This is a genomic window from Shewanella sp. SM101 (genome assembly GCF_025654465.1).
GTDB classification, from domain to species: domain Bacteria; phylum Pseudomonadota; class Gammaproteobacteria; order Enterobacterales; family Shewanellaceae; genus Shewanella; species Shewanella oncorhynchi.
The window spans coordinates 75347-88655 of the sequence record NZ_JAKKRH010000018.1 but is presented as its reverse complement, the minus strand read 5'-3'; the positions used below and the strand labels follow the sequence as shown (position 1 = coordinate 88655).

Genomic DNA, 13309 nt, shown 5'->3' with positions numbered 1-13309 from the left:
GATTGACCTTGAGTCGATCATCGATAGGTTCAGCGCTTTGAATGAACGCTTTAATAACAGTTTTTAATACGGTTTTTGAATCACATTCTTTTAACTGCTACCTTTTCAATTGCTTTTCTGCAAACATCTGCTGACCCACTACCTGTAACACGCTCGATTATAACGCTAATTCGGCTGCTACATCGTGTAATACTTGGCGCTTCATTTCTTTGGCGGCGGCGATATGGATACGGGCGAGCCTTAAGGCATAGTTGAATCTTGCTCGACCGACGAGGCGCACAAGTTCGGCAAAAAACTGTGGATCTAAAGTGAATTGCGTCGAATAGTATTGGATAGCGGCATTGACTGAATTAAAAGTCACGCCATCGAATTCAAAACCTGCGTTATAACCTTGGTCGTCAATTTCTTCGCCCTCTAATACCAGTGGCCAACTGGGCGCATTGATACGGTCGCGGGCAATTTGGTACATCATCCAAGCACTTTTTTTAAAACCTTCAAACACTTTGCAGGAGAATTCGGACTCAGCAAGCTCTTCTTCGGTCCAATTAATCCCTATGGCGAGGTGTTTCGCATAAATACGCATCAGAGCATCTTTGACGGCCATACGACAATCCCAAATGGAGCTAAGAGTATGTTGTTTGGCTAATCGCAAACATTCGCTGCAGGCGGGCACAGCTAACGAAGCATGTGGTGTATGTGTGTGTGCGATATATTCGAAGTGTTGATGGCTCGGTTCGCCACAAAACCAGCAAGTATGGCGTTTGTCGAAGGGAATATCGATAAGCGGAATAGCAGACATCAAGGAATGAGCACCTCAGTCCTTGATGTCATCAATGGCATACTGAAGCGATTAAACTTCTTCAACATCAACCAAATCTTTTGCTAAAACAATCGGATCAAGTTCAAGACAATCTTCATCGGTTTGCCAATCAACACCGATCAATACACCATCGTCGTTTAGATCTGAGACCCAATATTCTAGAAATTCTTCTAATGAAATAGAAACGGGTTGATAGTCGTGCCATTCGTCGCTGCAATGGGATTTTGCAGTAGCTTCATTTGACCATAATGGCATCACATCTGTGTCTTCAAATTCTGAAGAATCACAAACGACCCAGCCTTCGCCAGTTTCATCCATTAGACCCCAAAGCGTCTGATGTTGTTTTACATTTTTGATAAAGCCAGCCAAAGCCGCATTGATTTCAGTCATGATAGGTCTCTTTGATGTGTGCTGTTAACTTATCCATTATACGGTAACGTGCTGCGATACCAAGGGATTCTTTGTTAAGATTTTTTTTGTGTTGGATAACTGAGCAATAAACCTATGCCGCAAGGTATTTATGGCGATAAGGATTGTGTTACGTGTCACTATGGGTCAGGATTATTGGTAATGAGTCGCCTTGGTACAGGCTGTTTTACTGACTAAATGTGGCTCAGATAGGGGCTTTACGTAGCGGAGAAACGTGTCTTCTATGCTTTTGGCCGTTAAAGGTGTTTTGGATTCTAACCTTTCACTCGTTATGCCAAGGCGAATATCTCTCTAGGGCAATTCCCTCTTGAAGACGGAATATTGTCGTGTTTAGCCACAACAGTGTGATTGTTGTGAGATCAAATATTGGAGTTGTTGATTTGATTAAAATTAAAGGGTTAACTTATCTGTTTGCGAGTATTGCCGCCTGTGTCAGTCTGAGTGCCTGTTCAAGTGCGCCAACGGCGAGTGCCAGTGCTAATGCAACCAGCTCTAACGCAAGTGGCATAGCTGCTGAAATCAATCAAATACCCGATATCAGTGCTAGCGTACAATCTAATGCTGAGGCGTTTCCAATGTGCTTGACTGGACTGCAAGCGCGAGCACGTGCAGAAGGTCTGTCTGAGGCGACGATAAACTCTACCATTGCGAACTTGAAATTTGTCCCTCGAGTGATTGAGCTGGACCAACAGCAACCCGAATTCAGCCAGACATTTGATAATTATTTCAGTAAGCGCGCGACCGAATGGCGCGTCAATGAAGGCCGCCGTTTACTGCAAAAGCACAGTGTCTTACTTAATCAATTAGCGCAAAAATACGGCGTTCCGCCGCAATATATCTTGTCTTTTTGGGGACTGGAAACGAACTACGGTTCCTATAAAGGCAAAATGTCGGTATTGAATTCGCTGGCGACTTTGGCTTGTGAGCCACGCCGTAGCAATTATTTCACCATAGAGCTGATGCAAGCCTTAAAATTGAAAGAAAAGTATCAGTTCGATGATGACACTATGGTGGGATCATGGGCAGGTGCTATGGGACATACGCAATTTATGCCTTCTGCGTATGCCAAATATGCGGTCGATGGCGATGGCGATGGCGATGGTAAGGCCGATTTATGGAATAGCACCACAGATGCGCTCACTTCTGCCGCGAATTTTTTGCAGCACTTAGGTTGGCAGCGTAATCAGCGTTGGGGGCGTGAAGTCTTGTTGCCAAAGGATTTTAGTTACAGTCATTTAGGTGCGAAACAGCCCTTGTCGTTATCGGAATGGGCTGCGCTCAATGTAACACAGTCGAATGGGCAACCTTTGCCTGCCGTCGATATTCAAGCTGCGTTGTATTTGCCTGCGGGACACACAGGCCCAGCCTTTTTAGGTTATGAGAATTTTAATGTGATCATGCGTTGGAATCGCTCCGAATTTTATGCCATTACGGTTGGGCACTTAGCCGATCGTATTAATGGTGGACAACCCTTGACGGTCAGTCCGCCTGAGCAACCACGCTTAAGCCGCGAGCAAGTAAAGCAACTGCAAACAAAACTGAACGAGGCTGGATTTGATGTTGGTAAGCCTGATGGCGTGTTGGGACGTAACTCTATGGCAGGGTTGCAAGCCTTTCAACGTAGCAAACAGATGATTGCCGATGGCTTCCCAAGCCCAGAGGTGTTTACCGCTTTAGGATTATCACTTTAGTTACAGTAGCTACTGTAGCTACTGTAGCTACTGTAGCCAAAGAGCGCTCGCTGCGGGTTTTGAGTGCTTTGAGGCCGGATAAAAAAGTGGAGTGAAAAGCGCAGTTTTGTTAAGCTCGGCCCACAATTGAAATCGAAGAAAATCAAAGGATATTCGATGAGCATTAAAGACGATATGGTTGTGCAGTTTAACTACACACTGCGCGACGAGAAAGGTGAAGTGATCGAGACGAACGAAGGTCGCGATCCGATTGCCTATTTACACGGTCATGACAACATGATGCCAGGTGTAGAAAACGCGATAAACGGTAAAGCCATAGGTGAAAAGTTCACTGTAACCTTGCCTGCCGCTGAAACCTACGGTGAGCGTGTAGCGGATGCTGACGCACACCAACGTGTGTCAGTTAAGCACTTATTAGGTGCGACTGTGTGGAAACCAGGCATGACAGCTGTGGTTAATACCGACCAAGGTCAGCGCCAAGTGACTATCGTTAAAATGGGTAAGTTTATGGCGACTGTGGATGTAAACCATCCATTAGCCGGCCGCGAACTGACATTTGATATTGAAGTCGTAGGTGCCCGTGATGCGAGTGATGAAGAAATCGCCCACGGTCATGCCCATGGTGCAGGTGGTCATCACCACTAATCTTTAGGCTTCGGACTCGTCTTCGAATTTGGCTTCTATTTGACTCAATGTGAGTGGAGTATAAGTTCAGTATGAGTTGAATGAATCGAGTCTTAAGACTGAATAGCAAAAGCCCAAACCTAGGTTTGGGCTTTTTGTTTTTATGGTGCTAATGGCTTAATGATTGTCGCAACCGCTAATGGCTCTTTATCTCGCTAATGGCTATGTTCATGCTCGAGTGGTTTGTCGGCAAACATCATATCTAGGCTTGCTTGGGTTTGGGGATGGTAGCCGCTGTGAGCTCTGATATAGACGCTTTTGGCCCAGTCGTATTTATCAGAGCTTGCTAGCTTTTGATATAAAGGCACGATTAAGCGCATGCGGCCAATATGGGTTAAGTGTTGTTTTAATGCGGGTAGTACTGCGTAATAGCCGTTGTCTAGGGCGAGTGAATACCATGCGAAAGCAATTTCACTGTTGCCAGTGCCCGTAAAATGGAACGCCTTATCTAGCTCGGCAAGTTTGGTTTGATCTAGATTGATCCTTGGCATTTCATTGATGAATCTTAACCACTGGTGGACTGTCCAAGTGCTGGTTTTCAACTCGCTTGCACTGAGTTTACCCTCGAGCCAAGTTTGTCTTTGAGCATCAATATCATCGAAGGCATGGGAATTAGGCGGCACAAGAAATGACGGTAAACCTTGACCTTCAATCCAAGTATCCACTTCGCCTTCACTGACAAGATGGGGATATTTGTTTAATAGATTCAAAGATAAATATTCACGGAATTGCGCCGTAGTAATACTCTGAAATGCAAAATGATCGAAGTAGCTTTTTACAAAAGTGTCGAAGCGTTCACGGCCAAATTTTTGCTCTAAAAATATTAAGAACAACTGGCCTTTTACATAAGGGACACCGCTGAAGGCTTCGTCGGGCGAACGTTTACCGAGATTGAGATGTAGCACTGAATCGGCAGGAGTAAGTTCTGCAAGCTCGGCAAGCAATTCAGAGTAGCCGATGGTTTGCTCCATCAGCGCTCGGTCACGACCATAGAGATCTTCCATGATGCGGTTCTCAACATAGGTCGTAAAACCTTCATTAAGCCAGAGATCGCGCCAAGTGGCGTTGGTCACTAAATTACCCGACCACGAGTGCGCAAGTTCGTGGGCGATGAGGCTCACTAAGCTTTTATCACCCGCGATTACTGTGGGTGTAATAAAAGACAAACGCGGGTTTTCCATGCCGCCAAAGGGGAAACTTGGTGGCAAGATAAGCAAGTCATAACGTCCCCAAGGGTAATCGCCATAACGTTTAGCCGCGATTTTGATCATTTCTGGCGTGTCGGCAAATTCTTTGCTCGCTTTGTCGAGGATCTCTGGCTCAGCCCAAATGCCCGATATGTTATCTAAGGGAGCAAACTTTAAATGCCCGGCCGCAATGGCAATCAAATAAGCTGGAATAGCCTGCGGCATAGTGAATTGGGTCTGAGTGCTCGACAGGGTTTTGCGATCGGCACTCATGACCACAGTGATGGCTTTATCGGCAGTAACTATTGCGCTATAGGTTTGGCGAACGGCTGGCGTATCTTGCAGTGGGATCCAACTGCGGGCGTGAATCGCCTGACTCTGACTGAACATAAAAGGCAACTCTTTACCTTGGGTTTGCTCAGGGGTTAACCATTGAATACCAGACGGATTATTCGACGTGTGGTAATTGATTTTAACTTTTTGGGTATCTTCATCGGCAAGTTTGATGGTTAGCGCGGTGCCTTTTACATCGCTCGCTTTGGCTAAGGTGAAGGGTACGCTTTGCCATTTCCCAGCTGTATTTAAAGCACTTACGCTGTTAATCGTCAGATCTCGAGTATCTAAGATGAGTTCTTTCCCCGCCTTATGCCAAGCTAAATCGAGGGTGGTTTCACCGGATAAGCGGTTTTGCTTAAAATCGACGGTAAGAGTTAGTTCCAAATGACTCACGCTGACTTCAGTGTAATTGGCGTAGGTCAGTGCATCTTGGTTCTGCTGCGTATCAGCTTGTACAACAGTGGCAGTAGGCTCAGTGGTTAAGGTATTTGGAGCGCTATTGGCATAAGTGCAGGGAAGTAGTTGCAGGGCAAAGACTAGGGTGCTGCAAAGGACGGTTCGACGAAGTGAAAGCATTATTTATAGTAGCCTAATGATGAAGTATGTTAGTTCGAGTTTGGGGTGATAAGACCATCAATTCAGCTTGGTTTTCTGTTAACCCACTCTATATAGCGCAAAAGTTTACCTGATAATTCACTGGATTTGTTATCTCACTGTTAGCTCAAATGTAATCAAACTTTAATGGCTTGGATGTTGGTCAGGAAATGCCATCGGTAAAAGAGCACAAGTTTGCTATGATGACGGCGTTTTCACATAGGGCGGTTATCATAATGGTGTTAGATTTTGCGCAGGGTAAGTTAATCGTTACTGAGTTTGAGGTTCAAGTGCGCCTCAACGTTGCCAGTATCGTACTGCAAGCGAGTGCTGAGGATATCGGCTTGAGACGTCAGCCTCCTATGCTGATCGCCGATGGTGGCGGTGTACGTTGGAGCTTAGTATTGGACTCAAATGCTCAGTTACGTGCGATTCAAGATGTGCTGGGCATGGATGCTGAATAACCTGTGCCCGAGTGGTGATGAGTGTTTAACGTATAGATTTATCATCATTTTTTAGTTGATGAGTGTTTAATATCGAATTGGGAATTTTTAGTATGTCAGTTTCTCTTGAGCGTATTGTTGTCGAACCTAAGACTCCTGCTACGGCTGTGGTTATTTGGTTACATGGATTAGGGGATTCGGGGGCCGGATTTGCTCCCGTAGTGCCTGCATTAGGCTTACCTGTAGATCATGCTATTCGATTTATTTTTCCCCATGCACCAGAGCAAGCCGTGACCATTAATGGTGGCTACGTTATGCGCGCTTGGTACGATATTAAAAGCATGGATTTGCATGACAGAGCCGATATGCAAGGCGTGCTTGAGTCGGAAAAAAGGGTTGCCGCATTAATTAATGAACAAATCGCGGCGGGTATTGCGAGTCAACGTATCGTATTAGCGGGATTCAGTCAGGGTGGAGTAATGAGTTTATTCTCTGGACTGCGTTTCCCTGAGCCACTTGCAGGGATTATGGCGTTGTCTTGCTATTTGCCGACGGGCGATGTGTTACCCGCTGAATTAAGTGTGGCGAATCGCAATACACCCATATTACAGCAACACGGTCTACAGGATGATGTTGTACCATTATCCGCTGGAATGTTAGCAAAAGAAGCCTTAACGGCGGGCGGCTATCATGTTACGTGGCAGACTTATCCTATGCCACATTCTGTCATTCCTGAACAATTGAAAGCGATTTCTAAGTGGTTATTACAGCGATTTGAAATGTAGATAAGTCTAATTGCTGATAAAAGCAGCATGCGGTAAGTTGGAATTTACCCATGCTTGTTTTTTTAAAGGAACAATCGCGATGTTTTTTCATATTTCCTAAGTTATTTATAACAAACGATTAAAATCCATTTATTCTATTTTTATTTTGTATTCTCTAAATATATAAAAATCAGTCATTCAGCTTATTTTTTATATGAAACAAATCCTTCTTAAAATGCCCGCCAAATTTCATATAAATGTCAAGTTTTTAATAAAAATGACACAATTTATCTTTATTATTTGCTATTATCCGTGACGCTGAACTTGATGGAGTTCACGGCAATCTTTCTATGATAAAATAATTAAAATCAAGGGGTTGATGTAATGAGACATATGCTTATTAAAGGATTAGTTGCAACTGCTGTTCTTGCTGCACTTGCGGGTTGTAATAATAGTGATGACGATAAAGTTCCAACAACGTGTGCTGAAGCGGGAAGTGCTTGTAAAACGTTTACCGTTTTACATACCAATGACAACCATGGCCGTTTCTGGCAAAATAGTAATGGCGAGTATGGGATGGCTGCTCGTAAAACTTTGATTGACCAAATTCGTAATGAAGTTGAAAGCAAAGGTGGTGAAGTTTTATTATTGTCTGGCGGTGATATTAATACAGGTGTGCCAGAGTCTGATATGCAAAATGCTGTGCCAGATTTTATCGGTATGAACCTAATCGGCTATGATGCAATGGCAGTGGGTAACCACGAGTTTGATAAAAGCTTAAATGTGCTTGAGATGCAAGCAAAGTTGGCAAACTTCCCTATGCTGGCTGCAAACATTTATATTAAAGATAAAGATGGTAAGGTAACTGACGAACGTTTATTTGATGCTTACCGCATATTTGATGTTAACGGTCTTAAAATTGCTGTTATTGGTTTGACGACTAAAGATACCGCCCACTTGGTGAACCCAGAAAATATTAGCAGTATCTATTTTGCTGATCCGCAAGAAGAGATCCAAAAAACCCTTAAAGATATAGAAGCAAATGAAAAAGTGGATCTGGTCTTTGCGACTACTCATATGGGGCATTACGCCGATGGTAAGCATGGTTCCGAAGCACCTGGTGATGTGTTATTAGCACGTTCAGTCGCTGAAGGTAAACTACAGGCTATTATTGGTGGTCATTCACAGAACCCAGTGTGTATGGAACCGGGTACTGATAATAAAACCTATGCTGATTTCAAACCTGGTAATGATTGTGCTCCAGACCAACAAAATGGTACTTGGATCATGCAAGCCCATGAATGGGGTAAGTATGTTGGCCGTGCTGATTTTGAAATGTTCAATGGTAAACTGAATTTGGTTAGTTATGACTTAATTCCAATTAATTTATTGGTGAAAGATGAGAATGATAAGAGTGTTCTAGCTGGCACACTTATTCCTGAGGATCCTGTTGTAAAATCAATACTTTATCCATATCAGCAAAAAGGTCAAGAATTGCTGGATGTAATAATTTCAAAAACGGATGGCTTACTTCAGGGAGACCGTAATGTTGTTCGTATTCAGCAAACTAATTTAGGTCACTTATTGGGTGAAGCTTACAGAACTGATGATTTAGTCAATGCTGATTTTGGTGTTATGAATTCAGGTGGTGTACGGGATTCAATCGCAGCTGGTGATGTGAGCTATCGTGACGTATTGAAAGTACAACCTTTTGGTAATTTTGTAACTAAGGCTACTATGGCGGGTAGCGAAGTGGCTGCTTATCTTGGCAAAGTAGGTACTTTGACGGGAGGAGCTTATGCCCAGCTAAGCAATATTAGTGTAACAATCGATTGCGATACTGCTACTGCTGATATAAGTGATATTAATAACCTCGGTTTCTCACCTACTAAGGAGTACAGTTTTTCTGTTATTAGTTTTAGTGCTGCCGGTGGTGATGGCTATCCTAAGATTGATGTATTAAATACTCAGCAAACCGACGCTGCTGTTCTACGTGAGTTTTTTGAAAAAAATCCTATGATTAAGGCTGCCGATTACGAGCCTGTGGCTGGTAAAGTCGTTCATCTTAAAAATGGCGTGGTTGTACCTAACTGTAAATAAGTTCGTGCTGAACATAAACTTAAGTTATATCGCAACGATATAGATTAAAAGACAGCTAGTTAACTAGCTGTTTTTTTATTCAATTGAAACTACCTCTTATGGAGGTAGTTTCAATTCTGTAGTACGTTGCTTATAAAATACTTCTGCTAGTTATCAAAAATAAGTATTGATATTTGCTGGGTATTTCACTTTAGCGATGTGTGAGTCGTAGTTGGTGTAAGTGTTAACTTTCACGCGTAACTGATTAACCTTTCGATAGTACTGCTATGCAAAATTACAGGCGGTTAAATGACCATTGACTGTGTGGCTAAAACAGCCAACATCAGCGACATTGGCGGCAAGGATTTTAGCCCAACAGCCACTTATAAGTTCACTGTACCTAGCTTTAATGCTGCGGGTGGTGACGGTTATCCTAAACTAACCAGCCCAATTCAAACGGGTTTTGTTGATGCTGATTTACTCTATTCTTTCTTGAAAGAGAAACAAGTGATTAAAGCTGCTGACTACAATCCTGTAGGCGATATTGTTTATGAGAACTCAAAAAGTGTTGAAGGTTGCCAACTTTAAGTAATCAATCATTACTCAGTGTTTCAATATTAATGCCACTCAAATGAGTGGCATTTTTTATTGTTAATTAATATTGAACTAAGTGTAAATTAATATTCAGCGTTTTATTTTTGATACACTTTGGTTCATTTGTGGCGTGAGTTTCTCGGTGTTCTTTTGGTTAACAATTGAGATTTATTGTATCAAATTAAATATTTAATATATTCAACAGGTCTGTATTGCTTAACTCCATGATGTATATCCGAATATCTTATATTCAAGTTGATTTATTTTGTGTCAATTTGTTTTAATTTGAGATTAATTGTTTTTAATGGTTGACTTAGATGTTGCGCATTAACATTATCCCTACAGCGAAATAGAGTTCGCTTGCCAAATATAAAAATAACAAACATAGGGTTTTATTTACCTCAAGGAGAGATTAATGCGCTATTTAAGTTTAACGGCCAAAGCCGTTCGTACTAGTTTAATTACAGTGGCGACAAGCAGTGTGGTTTTTTCTGGAATAGGCTTTTCTGCAGTGGGAAATGCAGCAGAAGAAAATGCGAAAGTTGAACGCATTGAAGTGACGGGTTCTCGTATTAAACAAGTTGATATGGAAACTGTTTCACCCGTGACTGTCATTAATGCTGCGGATATTGCCATGACGGGTGAAAAAACCGTTGCTGACGTATTGAATAACTCTGCGATAAACAGCTTTGGTTCTTGGCGTGGTATTTCTGGCTATGGCTCAGGAGCAAGCTCAACCAGTGATGTCAATTTACGTGGTTTAGGAGCGTCTGCGACATTAGTGTTATTAGATGGACGCCGTATGCCGGGCACGAGTTCGAGCTCTGGCTCTGTGGCCGATACATCTTCTATCCCTATGGCTATCGTGGAGCGTATTGAAATCCTGCGCGATGGCGCCTCGGCAGTATATGGTTCCGATGCGGTTGCGGGCGTGATAAACATTATCACTAAGAAGGAGTTTGAAGGGTTTCAACTCGATTACAGCACTGAGCAGCCAAGTGTTGAAGGAGGCGATGCCAACCGTTTATCACTTGCAACGGGCTTTAATACTGATAAAGGCAATATCACGCTAACCTATGAATATTATGATACTAAAGCGGTAATGGATCGTGATATTTGGCGAATGGACGATTCAAGTTATAATGCATATAGTGGATATAGCTCAGTACCAAACGGTAAATATGGACCAGGCAATGGTAGCTGGTATAGTAATTCAGATATATGTGAAAAAACGGAAAATACCATAGACTCAGGTGATGGTCGTTGTTTATATAATCATGGCAATGTCACTAAGTTATTTGGCGATCAAACCCGTAATTCGCTGTTATCTAATTTCTCCTATGAGATTTCAGAAAATATAAAATTCCGAGGCCGTGCTTCTGCTTCATTAGCAGAAACTGAAACCCGTTATGCGGGTACGCCAGTATCAACGAATACCCCTGTGATGAGTGCCGATAATAAGTTTAACCCAGTTGGTGAAGAATTAGTGATTTCTATGCGAGGTGCGCAACTTGGCGAGCGAGATACATTAACTGAAACTAACAACTTTGATATTCTAGGTGGCTTTGTTGGTGCAATTGATTCAGGGAATGGTATCGACTGGGAATTAAATGCCCAGCACGCAACATCGACGACAAATAGTTTTAATTATAATTTACTCAATGACGATATTATTCAGCAAGAAATTGATTCAGAGCAATATGATATTTTCAATACCTCTGGAATGAGTTATGAGCAGTGGGATCAACAGATGACAGATCTGTATCGTAAAGCTGCGCATACTGGGGTTTATCAGGGAAAATTTGAAAGTACTCAATTGGATGGTCTTGCTTCGACCTTACTGCTCGATGACGGTGATCTTTCGGTCGCTATGGTCGGCGGTCTTGAATATGAAATGATCAAGTTTAAGCAAACCAGTGATCCAGAATCGGCCGCGGGTATTATCTCCGGCGGTTCGGGGGGGGATGATGTGGATGCCACGCGTGACCGTAGTGCCGCTTATTTGGAACTCCAAGTAGGCTTACCTGCCAATGTTGAGTTTTCTGCCGCAGTACGTTATGAGCGCTATGAGCAGGAAGGAACTCTCACAGGGCCTCAGGGGGAAGTTGTTAATTCATCGACCTTCGATGCCGTGGTGCCTAAGTTTGGTTTAAGCTGGCGTCCTATAGACACGTTATTACTGCGTGCTAGCTATGGTGACTCATTCCGCGCGCCGAATATGAGCGAAATGTTCTCGTCTCAATCCTTGAGCTTTGAGAAGGGTGTTGATTCTTTATGGTGTAATGAACCTGGTAACGTGGATGCCATATATTGTGCGACTAATAATCAACATAAAACCTGGTATGGAGGAAATCCTGATCTAGAGGCAGAAGAGGGCAACTCGTTAACCTTTGGCGGCGTTTGGAATGTCACTGACGCATGGAACTTGGAGTTATCTTATTACTCAATCACCTATGACAACAAAATTGAGTCAATTGATGTGGATGATATCCTGCGTGATGAAATCAAGAATGGTTCTTCTCCCTATGTGACGCGCGGTCCAGATGGCAAGATTGAATATATTGAAGCCGGAGTTCGTAACTTAGCTACAGTTGAGACCTCAGGTATCGATTTTGTTACGGCTTATAACTTAGAAACAGGCTTTGGGGATTTCAATTTCAAACTGGATTTAACTCATGTGCTTGATTTTAAAAAGCAGGATAACGCTGAAGCAGACATGATCGACTACGCAGGGTCGACTGACTCGCCCGATTGGCGCGGTAACTTTGCGACCAGTTGGAAATACGATGATTTCTCTGCCGCATGGACAGTTGTTTATATTGGTAGTCAATCAGCAAGTTATTTCAACGAGTTAGAAGAAACCGACCGTTATGTTGATTACGATAATTACTTTAAACATAACATTCAGTTTGGTTATACCCATGCTTATAACGGCTCTATCACAGTAGGGGTGAATAATGTGTTTGATGCTGAAACACCAAACTATTACACCTACGCCGATTATCGCGATGTGAATGTGGGTTTATATGATGTGTTAGGTAGAACGTATTACCTGAGAATAAACCAGAAGTTTTAGGTTGTCCGCCCTCCCTGGATAACTCAAACCTCCGCTTGCGGAGGTTTTTTTGCTTATAAGGCAGTTTACTGGATGTCGAATGAGCGCTATCAATGCGTGAGGCGCAGTTCGTGGCGGTGTTCATGCTGATAATGCTCGGCGCAGGAGGTGCAGCGTTGTTCGGTGGGATCTTGGCTTAAGCGTTCGGTTTCAATTTCTGCCTCACAATCCGAGCAAAGACCGTAGAGACCTAAGTCGAGCTGGCAAAAGGCGGCATCAAGTTTATTTAATCGGCAAAATAGTGGGTGTTCAGCCAGTGGTGTCTGAGCCAATTTATCAATTAATTCTGTCAGACTCAGGCTAGCGTAATGCTCCCCTATGGCTTCGAGGAACAGAGGGAGCGCGCCTATTTCTTTCCTTAGATTAGCTTCAAGCTCTGACAATTCATGTCTGATATGGGTGGTGCTCACGTAAAATCGCCTATTTCATTTGACTCTAGGCGTCCAGTCTAATAGTTCCACTATCAACGACTATGATAAAGATCAAGTATCTGCCACATTTTCGGTTTTTTAGCCGTTAAAAATCGAAAAAGTACTTCATTCTTATCGCATTATATGTGCTACGGCAAAAGCC

General features: G+C 43.0%; 10 protein-coding genes and 1 pseudogene. 7 read left to right on the top strand and 4 right to left on the bottom strand.

Annotation, left to right across the window (positions count from 1 at the left end):
• Positions 1 to 157 precede the first annotated feature (157 nt).
• Together L5M38_RS11940 and L5M38_RS11935 are read right to left on the bottom strand one after the other, a co-directional pair.
• A complete protein-coding gene (locus L5M38_RS11940) occupies positions 158 to 799 on the bottom strand; it encodes a hypothetical protein (protein WP_263179219.1) in 642 nt (213 codons plus the stop codon).
• Positions 800 to 850: 51 nt separating this feature from the next.
• Positions 851 to 1210, bottom strand: a complete 360-nt coding sequence (locus tag L5M38_RS11935; protein ID WP_028759614.1) for a DUF2750 domain-containing protein — start codon at positions 1208 to 1210, stop codon at positions 851 to 853.
• Between the two features lie 419 nt (positions 1211 to 1629).
• On the opposite strand from L5M38_RS11935, the gene L5M38_RS11930 reads away from it, so the two are divergent.
• Both L5M38_RS11930 and L5M38_RS11925 read left to right on the top strand, forming a co-directional pair.
• Positions 1630 to 2940 (top strand): lytic murein transglycosylase, encoded by a 1311-nt coding sequence (locus L5M38_RS11930; protein ID WP_263179218.1) that lies wholly within the window; start codon positions 1630 to 1632, stop codon positions 2938 to 2940.
• 156 nt (positions 2941 to 3096) lie between these two features.
• Entirely contained in the window at positions 3097 to 3585 is a 489-nt protein-coding gene (locus L5M38_RS11925; RefSeq protein ID WP_105252202.1) for a peptidylprolyl isomerase, read from the top strand.
• A gap of 194 nt (positions 3586 to 3779) precedes the next feature.
• On the opposite strand, the gene L5M38_RS11920 is transcribed toward L5M38_RS11925, so the two are convergent.
• The gene (locus tag L5M38_RS11920) at positions 3780 to 5723 is read right to left on the bottom strand and encodes a M1 family metallopeptidase (protein WP_263179217.1); all 1944 of its coding nucleotides are present in this window, start codon (positions 5721 to 5723) and stop codon (positions 3780 to 3782) included.
• A gap of 254 nt (positions 5724 to 5977) precedes the next feature.
• On the opposite strand from L5M38_RS11920, the gene L5M38_RS11915 reads away from it, so the two are divergent.
• The 5 genes and pseudogenes from L5M38_RS11915 (at position 5978) to L5M38_RS11895 (ending at position 12697) form a co-directional block, all read left to right on the top strand.
• Positions 5978 to 6205, top strand: coding sequence for a DUF3389 domain-containing protein (locus L5M38_RS11915; protein ID WP_263168278.1), 228 nt, complete (start codon positions 5978 to 5980; stop codon positions 6203 to 6205).
• A gap of 92 nt (positions 6206 to 6297) precedes the next feature.
• Positions 6298 to 6969: an alpha/beta hydrolase gene (locus L5M38_RS11910; protein WP_263168179.1), complete on the top strand. Its 672-nt coding sequence runs from the start codon at positions 6298 to 6300 to the stop codon at positions 6967 to 6969.
• 363 nt (positions 6970 to 7332) lie between these two features.
• On the top strand, positions 7333 to 9048 hold the full coding sequence (gene ushA / locus L5M38_RS11905; RefSeq protein ID WP_263179216.1) for a bifunctional UDP-sugar hydrolase/5'-nucleotidase UshA: 1716 nt from the start codon (positions 7333 to 7335) through the stop codon (positions 9046 to 9048).
• 288 nt (positions 9049 to 9336) lie between these two features.
• Positions 9337 to 9615 (top strand): annotated as a pseudogene (ushA, locus tag L5M38_RS11900) (bifunctional UDP-sugar hydrolase/5'-nucleotidase); the annotation flags it as partial.
• Positions 9616 to 10036: 421 nt separating this feature from the next.
• Entirely contained in the window at positions 10037 to 12697 is a 2661-nt protein-coding gene (locus tag L5M38_RS11895; RefSeq protein WP_263179214.1) for a TonB-dependent receptor, read from the top strand.
• 89 nt (positions 12698 to 12786) lie between these two features.
• On the opposite strand, the gene L5M38_RS11890 is transcribed toward L5M38_RS11895, so the two are convergent.
• On the bottom strand, positions 12787 to 13146 hold the full coding sequence (locus L5M38_RS11890; protein ID WP_263168183.1) for a TraR/DksA C4-type zinc finger protein: 360 nt from the start codon (positions 13144 to 13146) through the stop codon (positions 12787 to 12789).
• Positions 13147 to 13309: the final 163 nt, after the last annotated feature.